This window comes from Candidatus Pelagibacter sp. PS_02 (assembly GCF_059418065.1).
This window is the reverse complement of the sequence record NZ_CM182079.1, coordinates 108,891-128,309: the sequence shown is the minus strand read 5'-3', so window position 1 is coordinate 128,309 and position 19,419 is coordinate 108,891. Positions and strand designations below refer to the sequence as shown.

The window sequence follows — 19,419 nt, the reverse complement described above, 5'->3', positions numbered from 1 at the left end:
TTACTTTGAGTTTGCTACAAATTCTTTTAGCCATGGAAGAACTTCAGTATTAGGTCTCCAATTTAAAAGCTCAAAACATCTTGTCATATCTGCTTGATGCGCCTCAACTTCAAAATTTCTTTTTGGAATAAATACTACTTCTCCTCCGATTGTATTAGCAATCTGTTCCATTGTATGCATTTTTCCAGTTCCTATATTTATAATTTCACCTTGTCCAGTTTTATCTGATACCATAGTTGCTAAAAATGCTTTTGCTACATCTTTTACATATATAAAATCTCTTCTGCCAGTTCTGAATGATGATTGAGCAGTTGTCTCTGTAAGTGTAATTGGCTTTCCACTTTTCTTTGCTCTCATAAACGCTGATAAAGCTGTATCGGGTCTTTGATTTTCTCCATAAACTTGGTACAATCGTAGTGAAGTAGTTGGCAAATCATATCTAGCTTTCCACATTTTGAGTAGATATTCACATGAAAGCTTTTGAAAACTATAAGGTTCAATAGGATCGGCTGACATTCCCTCTTTCCATGGAATACTGTTATTACCATAAAGAGATGCTGTTGATGGAAAAACTACTTTTTTCACACCTGCTTTAGTAGCTTCATTTAATAAATGTGCAGTCATATCAATATTTTCATAGGTGCTTTCTACGGGTCTTTTTATAGAACTAGGTATATTTGTTACAAATGCCATATGAGCTATAAAATCAGTTCCTTCTAAATCAGAGGAGGTAAGATCAAAAATATTTTTTTTCACATATTCTACACCTGAAACTTTGTTCATATCTTCAGCGTCCAATATGTCAATTCCCCATGCTGACCAACCCTTTAATTTACATTCACCTAAGATATGTGGTGCTATAAAACCAGAACTGCCAGTTACTAAAACTTTGAAATTCATGAGTGTTTATATAACAAATTCCAAATTTTATTCAACAAAATAAAATAATAAGACCTATCCCAATCTGTTCTTTTAAACCAGGTATTAAATCTTATCGTCAAACCTTTTTTTTCAAAATGAAGAGGTTTTAAAACTTTTCTTTTCTCAGCAAGATTTCTTAACATTATTTTTTGCCTTAACCCATTAATTTTTAATTCAGGAGGCAAACTATATCCGAATTCTATAATGTTTTTATCTAGATAAGGACACCTATTTTCTATACCAAAAGCAGCTGACATTCTATCTCCCATTTGTAAAAGACTTGGCATAATTAATTTGAAATCTGAAAAACCCATTGCATTAATTGGATCATCAAACATTTCAAAGTATTCTTTTATTTTTATTTTTACGTAGTCATGATCTTCTGATCTTGCTGTTATTCTAGAAAAGCTATCTAAATAAGAGTTATAAAATTTTTTGAATAAAGGTTTATATGATTTATACTTATTTTCTAGCTCCCATTGTAATGAAATTGGGAGATATCTTACATACCCAGAAAAAATTTCATCTGCACCTTCCCCAGATAAAATTACTTTTATATCATTTTTTTTAGCTTTCTCTGCAAGTTTCCATAAAGGATATGATGAAAGCGAACCAACAGGAAAATCAAGATGATGAACAATTTTATTAATTTTTTTATAAAAATCGTTTTTCCAATTTTTTGAGTCGTCAAAATAAAATTTAGACTTAAACTTGTGAAATGACGCTATCAAATTAGAATCTAAACCTTCAGATAGATAGATGCCCGTTGGAACATCACTTCTAAGTCTTAATTTTATTGAGTTTTTAAGTAAATATTCTAATTCTTCATCAGCAGTTTTTACATTTATTTTTTTCTTCTTAAATTTCCAGTATTCCTGAATATGAAATTTTTTTTTTATTAAATCATATTCCAAATAATGTGCTGCAGGTAATTGAAAAACATTTTTAAACATGGTGTTATTTAAAAAATGTTGAAAATTTTTGTAAAAAATATTATTTTTATTTTTTTTTAAAGAAACTACTTTTGTCAAAGCTTTTGCTTCAGAGGCAAAGATAAATTTTTTTTCATCATTATAATAATAAAGAGGTTTTTCTCCTGGAATATCACGTGCTAAGTAAATTTTTTGTTTTTTTTTGTCATAAATAGCAAAAGCAAACATACCATTTAATTTATCAAACACTTTTGTGCCCCACTCTTTCCAGCTGTATAATAAAACCTCTGTGTCAGACAAAGTCTTAAAATTATATTTTTTCTTAAGCGTATTCCTTAATTCAAGAAAGTTATAAATTTCGCCATTATAACATAAAACAAATTCATCAGTCTCCATAGGACATAAATTCTCAGATTTTAAGTCAATAATCTTAAGTCTTCCCATTCCCATACTTAAGTTAGAGTCTTGAAACATTCCAATATCATCTGGAGCTCTGTGAACCATTGAATCGAGCATTCTTTTGACTTCGCTTTTATTCCCACTGATATATCCTGCGATACTGCACATAATTAAATTTATATTTGTTTTATAAGGTTAATTAGATTTAAATACAGAAGTTTTTATTCCAATTTTTGCTAGTCTAAACTGAATACTTCTAAGTATAAGATTATAAATGCACGGAAATATATACCACAAGGGTGCTGTTTGTTTTATGTCTTTATAATTACACTCAGAAGGTACAGATGAAATTTTTAGATTTAATAATTTTGAAATTGCAATTATTTCAAAACTAAACTGGTATCCATCTGACAAATCATAATGTTGAATATTTTCAAAAAATTTTTTGCTATATGCACGAAAGCCAGGGAAAAAGTCGTTTAGATGAAAACCTAATCCTAATTTAGCTAAAAAAGACAAAAATAAATTTCCGATAAAAATATGAAATGGCATTCCAGATTTGAAAGTTTTACACTTATCATAGAATCTATCTCCCAAAACTAAGTCACTATTTTGATTAAATTTCTCTTTTATTTCTTTAAAATTATTATTTAGATACTGTCCGTCTCCATGTAATTCTACTACATGAGTTGCTCCATCTAAAAAAGCTTTTTTTAAACCATTTAACAAATTTCCTCCATATCCTAGATGTGAATTTTGAATATAATTTAAATTATTTCTTTTTAGTATTTCAATTGTTTTATCTGTTGATCCATCATCGGTGAAAAGAATGTTATCTAATTCATCTAAAGGTAAATTTTTTATGGTTTTCTCTAAAAAAGCTTCACAGTTATAAGTTAGTACTAGCCCAACAAATTTCATATATTTTTTACCATATTGACCTTCCACCATCCACAACTATATTTTGACCATTCATGTAAGATGAAGCATCTGAACACATAAATTGTATGGTAGATTTATATTCATCAGCCGAAGCTAACCGACCTAGTGGTATTTGTTTGCTTACTTTACTTAAAAAAGACTTGGATTGATTATTTAAAACTCCACCTGGAGATATTGTATTACATCTAACACTTTTATCAGACCAATAAGTTGAAACATATTTAGTTAAACCTAGTATGGCGTGTTTTGAAATAGAATAAGTAATTGGTTTTACAGGTTGATTAAAATATGATCTATTTTTTGATTTGTATAAGTTTTGATTTGGTGCGATAAGTCCTAAATCAGAAGCAATGTTGATAATAACCCCTTTGTTTTTTTTTGCCATCAAAGTTCCAAAAATTTTTATCATTAAAAAATATGAGGTAAGGTTAATTTTTAAATTTTGATCCCAAATCTTTTTTTCAAAGCTTTCTAACCTGTGAAAACCTTTATTCTTTAAGCTTTTTTTCACTTTAGGATTATCTCCAGCATTATTAATAAGTATTTCTGGAAAAATTTTTTTTTTATTAAAACTTTTGATATTTTAATTATTTCTTTTTCTTTAGTAATATCTAGATTAAAGACTAATATTTTTTTATCTTTAAACTTATTTTCGAAGTTTTCTTTAAGTTTTTTTAGGCCTTTAACATTTTTATCTAAAGCTATGATATTTGAATTAGTTTCTAACAAAGCTTCTACATGCATTTTACCCAACAGCCCAGCAGCCCCTGTAATAATTGAATACTTGCCTGAATTATCAAATTTTTTTAATTTCAAATTAAAATCCTTTCGTCTGCCCACCATCAATAGTTATTAAAGAACCTGTTACAAAACTTGACTTTTCACTGTCAAGATACTCTATCATTGATATTATATCAGATACTTTACCAAATTTTGCTAGGGGAACATTTTTATTTATATATTCCATTGTCTTTTTTTTATCTTTTTTTATTTTTTGGCTCCAAGTTGATCCCCTAAACATTAAATTTCCAGGTACTACTGCATTTATTTTTATACCAAATTTCCCAACTTCGAATGAGTAATTTTTTACGAAAGTATTTAAAGCACTTTTTGCAACTGAATAGCTGATAGGGGCGCCTTCTATGTTTTCTAATCCACATATAGATGAGATGCATATAATTCTACCTTTTGTCTTTTTCAAATAAGGAAGCGCATTATCAATTGCATTAATTGTACTCCAAAAATTTAAATCAAACATTTTTTTCCAAATATTAATATTCTTTTTTTCTTTTATTTTCTTTACATCTCCATTACCAACATTACAAACTAATGTATCTAAACTTCCATTTTCTTTTATAAAATTTTGAATTACATTTTTTGAACTTCTGTAGTTAGATAAGTCACCATGATTAATGCTTATATCTAAATATTTTTTTTTAATCTGTTTTAATTTTTTAATATTTCTCCCATTAATTCCAACTAGATAATTATTATTATAAAAATGTTTGGCAATTTCCCATCCCAAACCACTTGAAGACCCTGTGATTAAGATTTTTTTTTTATTTTTTTTCATAAATATTTTTTATGAAATTAAGATTATACACCAATTCATTAATCTGATTTTTTGCTTTTTTTGCTCTTGCAGACTGTAAAATATAATTTCCTTTGTATTTATATCTTTTTAATATTTTAAATAAGTTTTTAAAATTTGCATCACCATTACCAAATCTTGTAGATACTCCTTTTTTTTTTTGTCTTTGAGATGAACATTCTTTACGTATTTACCATAAATTTTAAATTCATTATCTAATTTATAACCTAAGCCAACACTGTTTCCTATATCATAATTAATACCAAATATTTTATCATCAAGTTTTTTAATAAAACTTAAAACTTTTTTTGGTGGCATATCGGTTTCAAATATAATTTGTATTTTTTTTTTGAATAAAGTTTTTTTAATTAAATTAAGATAATTAATCAAATATCTTTGTTCACTTTCATCTTTAAATGAACCATTATCAATTATTGGAATAACTATGTATTTTATTTTAAGCAATTCACAAGCATTAATTAATTTTGTTAGATCATTTCGCAATTTAACATTTTTTTGATTTTGATTTTTCCAAAAAGGTTTCTCCATGAAATAATCTGCTGTAATACTATTTATTTTGATGTTATTTTTTTTTTAAGTAATTGTATTTCTCTTATTCCTTTTTTTGAAAAAATAGGATTTGAGTGAAATTTAAAACTATCAATAGTCCATTCCATTATTTTTATTCTTAACGAATTTGCAACTCTAAATTCTTTTTTCCAGTTGTTCCAAGGAAAAGATTGAATTTTATTTCTATAAATTGGAGACAGTCTTCCTTGCATAAAACCTATTTTCATAATTATTTCTTTTTTGCTGAAGATAAAAGCATTATCTCTTTTGAAAACTTAACCCATTTAAAAAATTTTAATTTCTCCGGAACTAAAAATGTATTTGTTAAAAATGACAATATTTTAAGTATCCATATGTAACTTTTTTTTTTCCATAAAATAGGGAGTTGCGTAAATTTTTCAACTTTTATTTCATTGAAGCCAGCTATGGATTGAATATCTTTTAAAGAATTATAAGTGAAAGGTGTTCTGTGCGTATAATCCTCATAAAAAATGGTATACGTATTTTCCCAATCAGGTGTTAATGTCAAAATTATTCCTCCCGGCTTTAACACTCTATGCATTTCCTTGAAGAGTTTTTCTGGATAGAAAAAATGTTCAACTACTGATTTGGAATAAATTACATCAAAAAAGTTATCCTCATAGGGTAAAAATTCATTTTCTAAATTTGCAATTTTTATTTCAGAATTCAAACAAATCTTCTTAGCATTATCAGTTTGATCAACACCATAACCATCTATTCCTAATTCAACAAACCCTTTTAAAAATTCTCCTCTTCCACAACCAACCTCTAAAAGTTTATCACCTTTTTTTAAATTATATTTTTTATATAAAAATTTACTAAGTTTGCTTGGATAATCTGTAAAAGGTCTAGTGGAGTTATTATAGACAACGTCTATATAATTTTTATTCATAAAATTATTTTAATTCCTCAACTAACTCTAGAAATGCACCTTCAGGTGTTTTCAGGTACGTCAATTTAACTTTTTTGTCTTTTGATATTTGAGGTGGACAATTAAAAATTATTTTTTTTTTTAGCTTATTATATAATTGATCTAGATTTTTAATCGTTAGAGCAATATGTGTAAAACCATTGCTGTGAGTAAAAATGGCTCTTCTTGTTTGATATTTCTGATTTTTAAATTTAATGAGTTCTAAAATATTTTTATTTTTATCTGTTAATTTTACTGTTGTGATTCTGCAATTTTTTATTTTTAAAATATTGTCGATAGCTTCTCCGTTCTCTTCATTTCTTTTTAATATTTTAAATCCAAGTAATCCCCTCCAAAATTTGAGTGATGAATTTAAATCTTTTACTACCAATCCAACATGTCTAATGTTCATTGCTAAAAACTTTCTTAATGGAATTTTCTATTACATTTACACCTTCTATTATAGCATCATTTGAAATCGTTAAAGGTGGCCCTATTTTTATTGACTCTCTTCCAGTATGTACAACTAATAAACCATTATACATACACTCATAAACTACTTGAGTTACTAACTTATTAACATTTGGTAAATTTTTATTAAATATAATTGCAGCAATTAATCCTTTACCTAAGACATAAGATATTGAATCTTTATTTTGTTTTTTAATTTTTTTTAAAAGATCAAATAAAAGTTTTCCTTTTTTCGTAGTTTCAGATAAAAGCTTTTTTTTTTTATTTCTTTGATTACAGCTAGGCCAGCTGCGCATGAAAGTGGGTTGGCTGAATGAGTGCTACTCATATTCCCAATAGAAGGTAAATCCATTAAATAGGACTTTCCAATTAAGCCAGAAATAGGATATCCTCCACCCATTCCTTTTCCACAACAAATTAAATCAGGTTTAATATTATAATTTTCAAAACCAAAACGTTTTCCAGTTCTTGCAAATCCTGCCTGCATTTCATCAAAACAGATTAAAATTTTATTTTTTTTTGCAATTTTTTTAATTAATCTAATAAATTCTTTTGGGTAAAAAATTGCTCCCCATCCTTGAAAAGACTCGAGCATAATACCACTAATATCTTTTTTTATATCTAAATTTTTATTCTTTAATTTTTTTAGTCCCATATCTAAAATTTGTTTACAGTTTTGTTTATTCATCAGCCATGGGTAAGGAAATGGGAAATGATGAATGTCTTTATCAATATGATTTATCCAATTTTTTTGATCTTTATTATCACCCATCATCTGTGAGCCTAATGTTCTTCCGTGCCAATTACCTTCAAAGCAAACTATTCCATTTTTTCTTTTTTTAATTTTTTGTCCATACATTCTCATTATTTTAAGTGCAGCTTCTGTAGACTCAGTTCCCGAGGACATCAAAAAGGCTTTCATATTTTTTAAACCTGTAAATTTAATTAGCTCATTAAGGTAGTTGTATCTTATTTTATTTGCATAAGCATATGTGTTTACTAATGGTATGTTTAATTGAGATTTTATTTGTCTAATTAAGTTTTTATTTGAATGGCCTATATTAGCTACAAAAATAGTTGACGTAAAATCTATAAACTTATTTCCCTTAATATCATACACAGAATAATTTTTTGCTTTAGACCAAACAATTGGAAGCTGTCCATGCATAGATCTTGATTCCACTTTGTTTAGTTTATCAATAATTATTTGTGTCCCTGGCGCAGGTATTATGGTTTTTATTAACCTATTTTTTGTTTTTATTACTATCATTTTTTTTAACATCAAGATTTAACATAAATTTTAAAAATTTTAAATCTTCAGGAGTGTCTAATTCTGCCTGAAAACCAGTAATAAATGGAAAGGAATTTTTTCCTAAAAGAGATCTATTTTTTAAAAAATTTTTCACTCTATAGATGTCTACATATCCATTTGCTTGATATGTTTCAGGATATAATTGTCTAGATAAATTTATTTGATCAAGACTTTTATAATTGCCTATACTGGGAACTAAATTTCCATTTTTTGATATCTTCAGTGATTTATACGCAGTTTCAGACATTTTATGAACAGATCTCAAAGAGGAATATTTTTTATTTTTCAAAAAAAATCTAATAGCTTCATCTACAACTTTTGCATCTCTAATAGGAGTGGTTGGTCTTAGATGTACTATAATATCTGGAAAAATATTTATATTATGCAAGAATTTTAAAAAGTCCTTTATAACATCATAGTCTATTGAAAAATCTTTTGAAAGTTTGGGTGATCTTTTAATTAAAAATATTGAGCTATACTTCTTTGCAAGTTTTATATATTTCGAAGAATTAGATGAAAAAAAGGTTTGTTCTATTAATTTTGATTTTAAAGAAGTTTCTATTGCCCAGTGAATAATTGCTTTGTTATTTAACTTGGTTAAATTTTTGTCTTTAATGCCTTTTGATCCAGATCTTGCTGGTATAAATGATATAATTTTAATATTATTCAATATCAATACGCAACTTTTTTCTTGTAACTAATTCTGTATCAGAAAGTTTTTTTTTACCATCACCAATAATTTCAGGAATTTTTCTTATTGTTTCAACAAAATTTTTTAAGGAATGAGTCTCTATTGAAGCTGCCTGATCACTGCCATACATTGCTCTATCTAAAGTTATATGTCTTTCAATACTAGATGCGCCGAGCGCTACTGCTGCGCTACATACTTTCAAAAGTGAGCTTTCATGTCCAGAATACCCAACATCACATTTAAATTTTTCTTTTAAAGTTAAAATACATTTTAAATTTGCTTGAACTTCATCCATCGGATATGTGCTATTACAGTGCATTAATTCAAATGGACAATTACTTTTTTTAAATAAGTCTACAACTGAAGCAATTTCTTCCAGAGTGGACATTCCAGTAGAAATAAATGTTTTTTTTTTTTCACTAGCTATTTCTTTTAACAAAGGTACATGACCAAGCATCGGAGATGCAACTTTATTGAATTTGATTCCTAATTTTCTAAGAAATATTTGAGAATCTATATCCCAAGCTGATGCAAAAAAATCCACTCCATTTTCTTCAGAATATTTTTTTAGGTCTTTATACTGTACAAAATTAAATTCTAAACCTTCTTTTTGCTCCCTTTGAGTTTTTCCCCAGGGACTTTTTCTATCTGATGCTAGATATTCTTTTGTATAAACTTTTTCTATTGTTCTTTTCTGAAACTTAACCGCATCAAAGCCTGCCTCAGCAGACTCCTTAATGAGTTTTTTTGCAATTTCAATGTTCCCATTATGATTTATTCCAATTTCAGCTATTAGGTAAATATACATAAATATTATAATTAAGGTTTAGTTTTTATATCATCTTATAATTTCTTTAAAATTTTTTTCAGTGCATAAATCAAGCCAATTGAGCTATTAGTACTGGTCAGCTACACGCATTACTGCGCTTCCACATCCAGCCTATCAACGTGGTGGTCTACCACGGCTCTATAGGAAGAACTAGTTTTGAGGTGAGTTTCCCGCTTAGATGCTTTCAGCAGTTATCTCTTCCATACTTAGCTACCCTGCACTGCGGCTGGCGCCACAACAGGTCCACCAGTGGTATGTTCAACCCGGTCCTCTCGTACTAGGGTCAACTCCTCTCAATTCTTCTACACGCATAGCAGATAGGGACCGAACTGTCTCACGACGTTCTGAACCCAGCTCACGTACCACTTTAATTGGCGAACAGCCAAACCCTTGGGACCTGCTCCAGCCCCAGGATGTGATGAGCCGACATCGAGGTGCCAAACACTGCCGTCGATATGAGCTCTTGGGCAGTATCAGCCTGTTATCCCCGGCGTACCTTTTATCCGTTGAGCGATGCCCCTTCCACTCAGAAGCACCGGATCACTATGACCGACTTTCGTCTCTGCTCGACTTGTCAGTCTCACAGTCAGGCAGGCTTATGCCATTGCACTCTACGAACGATTTCTGACCGTTCTGAGCCTACCTTCGCACGCCTCCGTTACTATTTGGGAGGCGACCGCCCCAGTCAAACTACCCACCATACAATGTCTCGCTGCCGGATGACGGCTAGCGGTTAGATGTCAAGAAAAACAAAAGAGGTATTTCACTGGTGACTCCACAAAAGCTGACGCCTTTGCTTCAAAGTCTCCCTCCTATGCTAAATATGTTTTTCCTAACACCAATGTAAAGTTGCAGTAAAGGTGCACGGGGTCTTTCCGTCTAACTACGCGAACTCCGCATCTTCACGGAGAATTCAATTTCACTGAGTTGATGTTGGAGACAGCGGAGAAATCGTTACGCCATTCATGCAGGTCGGAACTTACCCGACAAGGAATTTCGCTACCTTAGGACCGTTATAGTTACGGCCGCCGTTTACTGGGGCTTCAGAAGTTAGCTTGCACCAACCGCATTAACCTTCCAGCACCGGGCAGGCGTCAGACCCTATACATCCACTTACGTGTTAGCAGAGCCCTGTGTTTTTGATAAACAGTCGCTTCTCCCTGGCTTGTGCCACCCTTCTATAGTTGCCTACAAAAGGGTCTTCCTTATCCCGAAGTTACGGAAGCATTTTGCCGAGTTCCTTCAACATCATTCTCTCAAGCGCCTAAATATACTCTATTAATCTACCTGTGTCGGTTTCGGGTACGGTCTTCATGATGGAGCTATTTCTTGGGACCTCTTCGCGGCAAGTTCAATCCATTAAGAACTCACAACTTACGAAATCCGTCACTACCATCAGGTCAAGGAATATTAACCTTGTTTCCATCGACTACGGCTTTCGCCCTCGCCTTAGGTGCCGACTAACTCTACGCGGATTAACCTTGCATAGAAACCCTTAGATTTTCGGCGACGAAGTTTTTCACTTCGTTTATCGTTACTTATGTCAGCATTCGCACTTCTGATACCTCCAGGATCCCTCACGGGTATCCCTTCACAGGCTTACAGAACGTTCCGCTACCCCTTACAAAGTTCGAAAACTTTGCAAAGCCACAGATTCGGTACATGATTTTAGCCCCGTTACATCTTCGGCGCAGAAACTCTATTAGACCGGTGAGCTGTTACGCTATCTTTAAAGGATGGCTGCTTCTAAGCCAACCTCCCGGCTGTTAAGGAATTTCCACATCCTTTCACACTTAATCATGATTTTGGGACCTTATCTGGTGGTCTGGGCTCTTTCCCTCTCGACCATGGACCTTAGCACCCACAGTCTGTCTGCCGAAGAACAATGTCTAGCATTCGGAGTTTTATTAGGTTTGGTAAGAATCTCTTCCCCCTAGCCCATTTAGTGCTCTACCTCTAAACATCTATTTATTCGACGCACTACCTAAATAGTTTTCGCGGAAAACCAGCTATCTACGAATTTGGTTGGCCTTTCACCCCTTACCACAAGTCATCCAAAGACTTTTCAACGTCAACTGGTTCGGTCCTCCGGTTGGTGTTACCCAACTTTCAACCTGCTCATGGTAAGCTCATTCGTTTTCGGGTCTAATTCATTAAACTAATCGCCCTATTAAGACTTGCTTTCGCTGCGCCTACACCTAGATGGCTTAAGCTTGCTTAATAAATTAAGTCACTGACCCATTATACAAAAGGTACGCCCTCACCCTAAAAAGGGCTCGGACTGATTGTAGGCATGCAGTTTCAGGTTCTATTTCACTCCCCTAATAGGGGTTCTTTTCACCTTTCCCTCACGGTACTAGTTCACTATCGGTCACTGAAGAGTATTTAGGCTTAGAGGGTGGTCCCCCTATATTCGAGCAGGATTTCTCGTGTCCCGCTTTACTCAAGAATTTTGTTAGACATTACTCATACGGGACTATCACCCTCTATGGTTAGCATTTCCAAACTATTCAAATTTTTCTAACAAAACTACTGGCCTACTCCGCGTTCGCTCGCCACTACTAACGGAATCTCAATTGATTTCTTTTCCTCTGGTTACTTAGATGTTTCAGTTCTCCAGGTTGTCTCTTTAAACCTATGTATTCAGTTTAAAGTACCACATAAAGTGGTGGGTTTCCCCATTCGGAAATTTTCGGATCAAAGCTTACATACAGCTCCCCGAAACTTATCGCAGTATATCACGTCCTTCATCGGCTTTCAGTGCCAAGGCATCCACTACACGCCCTTAAACGCTTGATTTATGCACAGAAAAAAATTCTTTTAACAGAAAATTTATCTATGTTGTGATCAAATTTTTATTTTGAACATTAAATAATAACTTTTAATGTTCGGATATAGATATTGATATAAATTATTTTTATTTACAGTTTTAATAACTAAATGTTTCCTGGTGGAGGATACAGGGATCGAACCTGCTACCTCCTGAATGCAAATCAGGCGCTCTCCCAGATGAGCTAATCCCCCATTTAGGTTTTTGGTGGGCCGAGAAAGACTCGAACTTTCGACCCCACCCTTATCAAGGGTGTGCTCTAACCAACTGAGCTACCGGCCCTACAAGAAGGAAACATTACTTTAAGAAGAGAAATGAGGACGGTCAACATTACCGATGTATATTATTTAGAGTGAAATTTTACTTTCACTCATCCTTAGAAAGGAGGTAATCCAGCCGCAGGTTCCCCTACGGCTACCTTGTTACGACTTCACCCCAGTCGCTGACTATACCGTGGTCAAGGGTTTAAAACCTTGCCTTAAGGTAGAACCAACTCCCATGGTGTGACGGGCGGTGTGTACAAGACCCGGGAACGCATTCACCGTGGCACGCTGATCCACGATTACTAGTAATTCCAGCTTCATGCACTCGAGTTGCAGAGTGCAATCCGAACTGAGGCATCTTTTCGGGATTTGCTTAACGTTGCCGTTTTGCTTCCTGTTGTAGATGCCATTGTAGCACGTGTGTAGCCCAACACGTAAGGGCCATGAGGACTTGACGTCATCCCCACCTTCCTCCAGCTTATCACTGGCAGTTCTTTCAGAGTGCCCAACTTAATGATGGCAACTAAAAGTGAGGGTTGCGCTCGTTGCGGGACTTAACCCAACATCTCACGACACGAGCTGACGACAGCCATGCAGCACCTGTGTTTCGTCCGGCCGAACCGAAAACTCTAATCTCTTAGAGTCGCGACGAACATGTCAAGTGTTGGTAAGGTTCTGCGCGTATCTTCGAATTAAACCACATGCTCCACTACTTGTGCGGGTCCCCGTCAATTCATTTGAGTTTTAACCTTGCGGTCGTACTCCCCAGGCGGTGTGTTTATCGGTTTCCCTGCGACACTGAAAATAAATTTCCAACGTCTAACACACATCGTTTACGGCATGGACTACGAGGGTATCTAATCCTCTTCGCTACCCATGCTTTCGTTCCTCAGTGTCAGTAATGATCCAGAAAGCTGCCTTCGCAATTGGTATTCTTTCTAATATCTACGAATTTCACCTCTACACTAGAAATTCTGCTTTCCTCTATCATACTCTAGCTGAAAAGTTTTGATGGCAGTTCCAGAGTTAAGCTCTGGGATTTCACCACCAACTTTTTCAACCACCTACGAACTCTTTAAGCCCAGTAATTCCGAACTACGCTAGGTCCCTTCGTATTACCGCGGCTGCTGGCACGAAGTTAGCCGGACCTTCTTATTCGGGTACAGTCATTTTCTTCCCCGACGAAAGAGCTTTACAACCCAAAGGCCTTCTTCACTCACGCGGCATCGCTGCATCAGAGTTTCCTCCATTGTGCAAGATTCCCCACTGCTGCCTCCCGTAGGAGTTTGGGCCGTGTCTCAGTCCCAATGTGGCTGATCATCCTCTCAAATCAGCTATTGATCATAGTCTTGGTAGGCCATTACCCTACCAACAAACTAATCAAGTGCGGGCTCATCCAATGGTGCATAAAGCTTTCTCCGTAAAGACTTATCCGGTATTAGCACAAGTTTCCTCGTGTTATTCCAGGCCAAAGGGTAGATACCCACATGTTACTCACCCGTCTGCCACTAAGTATTGCTACTTCGTTCGACTTGCATGTGTTAGGCGTGCCGCCAGCGTACGTTCTGAGCCATGATCAAACTCTCAAGTTAAAAAACGGCGCACACTAGCTTCATATATAAATTGTAAGAATACAATCCATACGATTTTGAAGTGTGTACGACAAATTTTGGTAACCTTAACCGTCCACACTTCTCTTCTTAAATTTTTACTTTTTAAATAGCTAATTGGGTCTAAAACGCCCAATAATCCTCACTAATCTATTGAGTAAACAATAATTTTACTGAGAAAGTGTGCTGCTTATAAGCTAAAATAAAAGTAAATCAAGCATTTAGCATTTAAATAAATGCTCAAATATATCAATAAATACTAGGTTTTTTTTGATTTTTAGTCATTACTAAATTAATAATTCAAAGTTCATGATGATATTCAGTTCAAATAAAATAATAAAAACAATAAAAAAAAACATTGAAATTACTTTTCTTTTCTTACTAGTGTTAATTACGATTTCAAGCACCAGTTTCTATAACGAAAAAAAAGTATTAATAGATGAAAATTACAAAAATTTAATAAATAATATTTATTTCCAAAAAAGTATTAATCAAATTTTTGACAATCTAGTTCCAAGATATAAAAATATTGATCATAAAATTTCTAGTGGTGAAACTTTTGATAAAATTTTAAATAATTACTCAATACCAAATGAAGAAATTAATCAGATCAAAAAAAAATTAAATTCGGATTACAATATAAATAATCTTCAGCCAAATCTTGAAATAAAAATTACTATTGATCAATCAAATAATAAAAAAATTACTTCTTTTTTATTTCCAGTTTCTAGAACAGAAAAAATTCAATTAACAAGAAATCTAGATAATAACCTTTTTGAAAAAAAAACAATTATTACAAATTTAAATAAAAAAATTATTTTTAAAGAAGGAAAAATTACACAAAGTTTATATAAAACAGCTATTGATTTGAAAGTTCAGCCAAATGTGATTATTGAGTTTGCAAGAATTTATGGATTCCAAGTTGATTTTCAAAGAGATATTAGAAAAAATGATAATTTTCAAATCATGTACGAAGTGTTTGAAGATGATGATGGTAAAATATTTGAGACAGGTAATATTATTTTTGCAGATCTAAAGCTAAGTGGAAAAAATAATGCATTATATTATTTTGAAAAAAAAGGAAGTGAAGGACACTATGATGAAAATGGTAAGAGTGTTGAAAAAGCATTGATGAAAACTCCTATTAATGGTGCAAGGCTTTCTTCTGCATTTGGAATGAGAAAACATCCTATAGATGGTTTTAATAAAATGCATAGAGGAACTGACTTTGCAGCCCCAATGGGCACTCCTATTATGGCATCTGGAAGTGGACTGATAACTAGAGCAAGATGGTGTGGTGGTGGTGGAAATTGTATTAAAATAAAACATAATTCAACTTATGAAACTATTTATGCTCATATGAAAAATTTTGCTAGAGGAATAAAAGAGGGAGTAAGAGTAAAACAGGGTCAGATAATTGGTTATGTCGGGTCGACTGGAAAATCTACAGGTCCACATCTACATTATGAGGTAGTTGTAAATGGAAAAAAAGTTAACTCTCAAAAATTAAAGTTGCCTTCTGGTAAAACTCTTAAAGGAAAAGAAAGAGAAATATTTGAGGTAGAAAAAATTAAATTAGATGTTTTAAAATCAGAATTAATTATTGGATAAAATTAACTAGCAGCGACTTTCTTCTCAACCACTTTTTTATCTATACTTTTTACAACTTTTTTAACTTCAGGTTCAGTCACTTCTTTTTTAACCGTTTCAGCTTCAGTTTTAATAGTTTCTTCAACCTTTTTGTCTGAATCTAGTGGCTTAATAGTTGCAGTTGCAGATGAATTTACTCTAGCCATTCTAAGGCTTTCTTGCTCGTTTTGAACTCTTGTAAAGTGATCCGCATGTTGAAAATAATTTTCAGATAAAATTTTATCTTCATTAGCTAAAGCCTCTCTCGCTAAATCATTGTATTTTTCAATAAGTTTAACCGCATTATGATTATTTCTACCTGGAACTTTTCTTTGAAAATTATCATTATTAGAAAATTTTGACCCTTCATTATTGCTTCTAAATGGAGGTCTTCTATTATTATTGCTTCTAAATGGAGGTCTTCTATTGTTATTACTGTTATTACTTCTAAATGTTACCATAATATTTTCAATTTAAATTTTAGTGCTGATTATACAGCGATCATTGTTGCCATAATCTTTTATGGCTTTGTTAACGTAAAAACCTTCTTCTTTTAATATTTTTATAACTTTATTTTTTTGATTAAAACCAATCTCTAAAATAAATTTACCATTTTTCTTAATCAGATTATTTGTCTTATTGATTACTTTTCTGATTTTTGAAAAACCATCAAACCCACCACTTAAAGCTAACTTTGGCTCAAAATTAACTACATCTTTTTCCAAATATTTTAAACTTGACTGTTCAATATATGGAGGGTTCGAAACAATGATATCATATTTGCCATTATTAAAATTGTCAACACCTGAGTGAAAAAACTTTACTCGATTAGTTAAGTTTAGTTGTTTTGCGTTAAATTTGCTTACATTTATACTTTTTTTAGAAATATCTATTCCAGTTCCATAAAAATTAGATCTCTCTTTTAATATAGATAAAAGAATGCATCCAGATCCAGTTCCAATATCGAGAATTTGTAGTTGATCATCTTTTGAATAAATTTTTAAAACCTGTTCTATTATTAGTTCACTATCAGGTCTTGGAATTAGCACATCTTTATTGACAAAAAATTCATCTTTCCAAAACTCTTTTTTATTTATTAAATAAGCAATTGGTTCACCTTTTTTTCTTCTTTCAATTAAATTTTTAAATTTTCCTAATTGCTCTGAGTTCAAAACTTCTTTAGGATTTAAAATAATATACTTTTTATCTCTTTTAATCGAGTTAGATAATAATATCTCGCTATCAAGTTGAGGATTGGCTATCTTATTTTTTTGTAGGATGTTGATTCCTTCTTTCAGAATATTTTCTATATTCATTTTAATTAAGATTGCTCAGTTTTTCTTCTTGTGCTTGTAGCGTTAAGCTTTCTACCATTTCATCAAAGGCTTCTCCTTCTAAAAAAGCTTCAAGTTTGTGTAAGGTTAGATTAATACGATGGTCTGTTACTCTTCCTTGTGGAAAATTGTATGTTCTAATTCTTTCAGAACGGTCTCCAGTTCCTATTTTGCTTTTTCTATCTTCAGATCTTGCGCCCTCAATTCTTGATCTTTCTAATTCATAAAGCCTTGATCTTAAAATTAACATCCCTTTTGCTTTATTTTTGTGTTGTGATTTTTGATCTTGTTGAGATACAGATAATCCAGTTGGAATATGAGTAATTCTCACGGCACTATCAGTTGTATTAACAGATTGCCCACCTGGGCCACCAGCTCTAAATACATCAATTCTTAAGTCTGAATCATTTATTTTTATATCAACCTCTTCTGCTTCTGGTAGTACGGCCACTGTTGCAGCAGAAGTGTGAACTCTCCCTTGAGTTTCTGTATCTGGAACTCTTTGAACACGATGAACTCCACTTTCATACTTTAATGTTGAATAAATATTTTTTCCCCTAATTGATGCGATAACTTCTTTCAGCCCCCCCGCCTCACTCTGAGACATACTTATTAATTCTAATTCCCATTTTTTTTGATGACTAACTTTTTCATACATCTTAAAGAGATCTGCAGCAAATAAACTTGCCTCTAACCCTCCGGTACCTGCTCTAATTTCTATAATTGCATTTTTTTTATCTGCTTCATCTTTTGGTAATAAAAATAGTTTTAATTTTTTTTCTATAGTTTCGTTTTCTAATTTTAAATCTTTTAATTCTACTTCAGCCATTTCTTTAAACTCATTATCACTATTTGAGTCGCTTAATATTTTCTCTAGATCTTTTTTTTCTCCCTCATAAGAAAAATATTTTCTAGCATCATCAATTACCTCATTTAAATCCGAGTATTCTTTTGATTTTTCAGCAAAAAGTTTTTTATCCACTTCACCTGATGATAATTCTTTCTCTAAAACAGAATGCTTAGATATTAAATCTTCAATAGTTTTTAGAGGTATCATTGTATTTATAATTTTTTATCAAGTTCAGCAGCTTTTTTTTCAACTTCACTTACAACTCTTGATATTATATCTTCTGATAAAACTTTTTCACTTTGAATGCCAGATAAATAAAGCATATTATTACCCTTACCACCTCCAGTAATTCCTATATCTGTCATCGCTGCTTCTCCAGGTCCATTAACTACACAGCCAATAATCGATAATGTTAAAGGAGTTTTGATGTGAGAAAGTTTATCTTCTAATATTTTTACCGTATCAATTACCTGGAATGCTTGTCTTGCACATGATGGACAAGATATAATTTTTACACCTCTATTTCTTAAATTAAGTGACTTTAATATTTCATTACCAATTTTAATTTCTTTAACAGGATCATCAGACAAAGAAATTCTTATAGTATCACCTATTCCATCCATTAAAAGTGAGCCAAGACCTATTGATGACTTGACACTGCCTGATACAAAGCTTCCAGCTTCTGTAATCCCTAGGTGTAATGGATAATCTGTAACTTTTGATAGTTGACGATACGCTGCAATAGATAAAAATATATCTGAAGATTTTACACTTATCTTAAAATTAAAAAAATCTTGATCTTCTAAAATCTTAATATTCCTTTGTGCGCTTTCAACTAAAGCTTCTGGGCATGGCTCTTTATATTTTTCTAAAATATCTTTTTCAAGAGAGCCAGCGTTAACACCTATTCTAATAGAACAATCATTATTTTTAGCAGCACTAAGTACATCGTATATTTTTAATTTATCACCAATATTTCCTGGATTAATTCTTAAACATTTTGCTCCATTTTCAGCTGCTTCTATTGCTCTTTTATAATGAAAATGAATATCAGCAATTATTGGAACAGATACATGTTTTGTAATTTCTTTAAGAGCTAATGAAGACTCTTCATCTGGGCAAGAAACTCTAACCAAATCTGCACCCTCTTCATGAATATCATTAATTTGTTTTATTGTGGCCTGAATATCGGTTGTTAAGGTATTGGTCATTGATTGAACAGAAATAGGATTGTCACCACCTATTTTTACATCACCAACATTTATTACTTTTGTTTTTTTTCTATGAATGTCTCTAAATGGTCTTAAGCTCATA

Annotated in this window: 17 protein-coding genes, 2 tRNA genes, 2 rRNA genes and 1 pseudogene; 1 reads left to right on the top strand and 21 read right to left on the bottom strand. The window is 32.1% G+C overall.

Annotated features, from left to right (window positions below):
* From AC5SL4_RS00680 to AC5SL4_RS00600, 17 genes and pseudogenes are all read right to left on the bottom strand, one after another.
* Entirely contained in the window at positions 1-900 is a 900-nt protein-coding gene (locus AC5SL4_RS00680) for an NAD-dependent epimerase/dehydratase family protein (RefSeq protein WP_494587373.1), read from the bottom strand.
* Positions 897-2,420 (bottom strand): asparagine synthetase B family protein, encoded by a 1,524-nt coding sequence (locus AC5SL4_RS00675; RefSeq protein WP_494587372.1) that lies wholly within the window; start codon positions 2,418-2,420, stop codon positions 897-899. The genes AC5SL4_RS00680 and AC5SL4_RS00675 overlap by 4 nt, the downstream gene beginning before the upstream one ends.
* 27 nt (positions 2,421-2,447) lie before the next feature.
* On the bottom strand, positions 2,448-3,203 hold the full coding sequence (locus tag AC5SL4_RS00670) for a glycosyltransferase family 2 protein (protein ID WP_494587371.1): 756 nt from the start codon (positions 3,201-3,203) through the stop codon (positions 2,448-2,450).
* On the bottom strand, positions 3,181-3,705 hold the full coding sequence (locus AC5SL4_RS00665) for an SDR family oxidoreductase (RefSeq protein WP_494587370.1): 525 nt from the start codon (positions 3,703-3,705) through the stop codon (positions 3,181-3,183). The genes AC5SL4_RS00670 and AC5SL4_RS00665 overlap by 23 nt, the downstream gene beginning before the upstream one ends.
* Positions 3,702-4,010, bottom strand: coding sequence for an SDR family NAD(P)-dependent oxidoreductase (locus AC5SL4_RS00660; protein WP_494587369.1), 309 nt, complete (start codon positions 4,008-4,010; stop codon positions 3,702-3,704). Before AC5SL4_RS00660 ends, AC5SL4_RS00665 begins: the two co-directional genes overlap by 4 nt.
* 1 nt (position 4,011) lies before the next feature.
* Complete coding sequence (locus AC5SL4_RS00655) at positions 4,012-4,767, bottom strand: SDR family NAD(P)-dependent oxidoreductase (protein ID WP_494587368.1); 756 nt, start codon at positions 4,765-4,767, stop codon at positions 4,012-4,014.
* A gap of 108 nt (positions 4,768-4,875) precedes the next feature.
* A complete protein-coding gene (locus AC5SL4_RS00650) occupies positions 4,876-5,334 on the bottom strand; it encodes a sugar phosphate isomerase/epimerase family protein (protein ID WP_494587367.1) in 459 nt (152 codons plus the stop codon).
* Between the two features lie 23 nt (positions 5,335-5,357).
* Complete coding sequence (locus tag AC5SL4_RS00645) at positions 5,358-5,582, bottom strand: hypothetical protein (RefSeq protein ID WP_494587366.1); 225 nt, start codon at positions 5,580-5,582, stop codon at positions 5,358-5,360.
* Positions 5,583-5,584: 2 nt separating this feature from the next.
* Positions 5,585-6,268 carry a class I SAM-dependent methyltransferase gene (locus tag AC5SL4_RS00640; RefSeq protein WP_494587365.1) on the bottom strand — a complete coding sequence of 228 codons (684 nt, stop codon included), beginning with the start codon at positions 6,266-6,268 and terminating at the stop codon, positions 5,585-5,587.
* 4 nt (positions 6,269-6,272) lie between these two features.
* A complete protein-coding gene (locus AC5SL4_RS00635) occupies positions 6,273-6,698 on the bottom strand; it encodes a VOC family protein (protein ID WP_494587364.1) in 426 nt (141 codons plus the stop codon).
* Positions 6,688-7,925: pseudogene (locus AC5SL4_RS00630) on the bottom strand (aminotransferase class III-fold pyridoxal phosphate-dependent enzyme). The gene AC5SL4_RS00635 and the pseudogene AC5SL4_RS00630 overlap by 11 nt, the downstream one beginning before the upstream one ends.
* A 76-nt stretch (positions 7,926-8,001) precedes the next feature.
* Entirely contained in the window at positions 8,002-8,739 is a 738-nt protein-coding gene (locus AC5SL4_RS00625) for an acylneuraminate cytidylyltransferase family protein (RefSeq protein ID WP_494587363.1), read from the bottom strand.
* Entirely contained in the window at positions 8,732-9,568 is an 837-nt protein-coding gene (locus AC5SL4_RS00620) for an N-acetylneuraminate synthase family protein (RefSeq protein ID WP_494587362.1), read from the bottom strand. The genes AC5SL4_RS00625 and AC5SL4_RS00620 overlap by 8 nt, the downstream gene beginning before the upstream one ends.
* A 66-nt stretch (positions 9,569-9,634) precedes the next feature.
* Positions 9,635-12,388: ribosomal RNA gene (locus AC5SL4_RS00615) — 23S ribosomal RNA — on the bottom strand.
* Between the two features lie 149 nt (positions 12,389-12,537).
* Positions 12,538-12,613, bottom strand: a tRNA-Ala gene (locus AC5SL4_RS00610).
* Between the two features lie 11 nt (positions 12,614-12,624).
* Positions 12,625-12,701 (bottom strand) — tRNA-Ile (locus tag AC5SL4_RS00605).
* Between the two features lie 98 nt (positions 12,702-12,799).
* Positions 12,800-14,274: ribosomal RNA gene (locus AC5SL4_RS00600) — 16S ribosomal RNA — on the bottom strand.
* The 16S and 23S rRNA genes sit together here with 2 tRNA genes alongside, the layout of an rRNA operon.
* 330 nt (positions 14,275-14,604) lie before the next feature.
* On the opposite strand from AC5SL4_RS00600, the gene AC5SL4_RS00595 reads away from it, so the two are divergent.
* Positions 14,605-15,903, top strand: a complete 1,299-nt coding sequence (locus tag AC5SL4_RS00595; RefSeq protein WP_494587361.1) for a M23 family metallopeptidase — start codon at positions 14,605-14,607, stop codon at positions 15,901-15,903.
* A gap of 2 nt (positions 15,904-15,905) precedes the next feature.
* Here AC5SL4_RS00595 and AC5SL4_RS00590 read toward each other — a convergent pair whose 3' ends face one another.
* The 4 genes from AC5SL4_RS00590 to ispG are packed head-to-tail and all read right to left on the bottom strand — an operon-like array spanning position 15,906 to position 19,418.
* Positions 15,906-16,382, bottom strand: a complete 477-nt coding sequence (locus tag AC5SL4_RS00590) for a DUF4167 domain-containing protein (protein ID WP_494587360.1) — start codon at positions 16,380-16,382, stop codon at positions 15,906-15,908.
* Positions 16,383-16,394: 12 nt separating this feature from the next.
* Positions 16,395-17,237, bottom strand: coding sequence for a peptide chain release factor N(5)-glutamine methyltransferase (prmC, locus tag AC5SL4_RS00585; protein WP_494587359.1), 843 nt, complete (start codon positions 17,235-17,237; stop codon positions 16,395-16,397).
* A gap of 1 nt (position 17,238) precedes the next feature.
* Entirely contained in the window at positions 17,239-18,312 is a 1,074-nt protein-coding gene (gene prfA, locus AC5SL4_RS00580; RefSeq protein WP_494587358.1) for a peptide chain release factor 1, read from the bottom strand.
* 5 nt (positions 18,313-18,317) lie between these two features.
* On the bottom strand, positions 18,318-19,418 hold the full coding sequence (ispG, locus tag AC5SL4_RS00575) for a flavodoxin-dependent (E)-4-hydroxy-3-methylbut-2-enyl-diphosphate synthase (protein WP_006997386.1): 1,101 nt from the start codon (positions 19,416-19,418) through the stop codon (positions 18,318-18,320).
* Position 19,419: the final 1 nt, after the last annotated feature.

Excerpts from the sequence above, each read along its gene's own strand:
- AC5SL4_RS00680 (WP_494587373.1), bottom strand. The coding sequence starts at position 900 with ATGAATTTCAAAGTTTTAGTAACTGGCAGTTCTGGTTTTATAGCACCA.
- AC5SL4_RS00675 (WP_494587372.1), bottom strand. The coding sequence starts at position 2,420 with ATGTGCAGTATCGCAGGATATATCAGTGGGAATAAAAGCGAAGTCAAA.
- AC5SL4_RS00670 (WP_494587371.1), bottom strand. The coding sequence starts at position 3,203 with ATGGTGGAAGGTCAATATGGTAAAAAATATATGAAATTTGTTGGGCTA.
- AC5SL4_RS00655 (WP_494587368.1), bottom strand. The coding sequence starts at position 4,767 with ATGAAAAAAAATAAAAAAAAAATCTTAATCACAGGGTCTTCAAGTGGT.
- AC5SL4_RS00650 (WP_494587367.1), bottom strand. The coding sequence starts at position 5,334 with ATGGAGAAACCTTTTTGGAAAAATCAAAATCAAAAAAATGTTAAATTG.
- AC5SL4_RS00645 (WP_494587366.1), bottom strand. The coding sequence starts at position 5,582 with ATGAAAATAGGTTTTATGCAAGGAAGACTGTCTCCAATTTATAGAAAT.
- AC5SL4_RS00640 (WP_494587365.1), bottom strand. The coding sequence starts at position 6,268 with ATGAATAAAAATTATATAGACGTTGTCTATAATAACTCCACTAGACCT.
- AC5SL4_RS00635 (WP_494587364.1), bottom strand. The coding sequence starts at position 6,698 with ATGAACATTAGACATGTTGGATTGGTAGTAAAAGATTTAAATTCATCA.
- AC5SL4_RS00620 (WP_494587362.1), bottom strand. The coding sequence starts at position 9,568 with ATGTATATTTACCTAATAGCTGAAATTGGAATAAATCATAATGGGAAC.
- AC5SL4_RS00595 (WP_494587361.1), top strand. The coding sequence starts at position 14,605 with ATGATATTCAGTTCAAATAAAATAATAAAAACAATAAAAAAAAACATT.
- AC5SL4_RS00590 (WP_494587360.1), bottom strand. The coding sequence starts at position 16,382 with ATGGTAACATTTAGAAGTAATAACAGTAATAACAATAGAAGACCTCCA.
- prmC (WP_494587359.1), bottom strand. The coding sequence starts at position 17,237 with ATGAATATAGAAAATATTCTGAAAGAAGGAATCAACATCCTACAAAAA.
- prfA (WP_494587358.1), bottom strand. The coding sequence starts at position 18,312 with ATGATACCTCTAAAAACTATTGAAGATTTAATATCTAAGCATTCTGTT.
- ispG (WP_006997386.1), bottom strand. The coding sequence starts at position 19,418 with ATGAGCTTAAGACCATTTAGAGACATTCATAGAAAAAAAACAAAAGTA.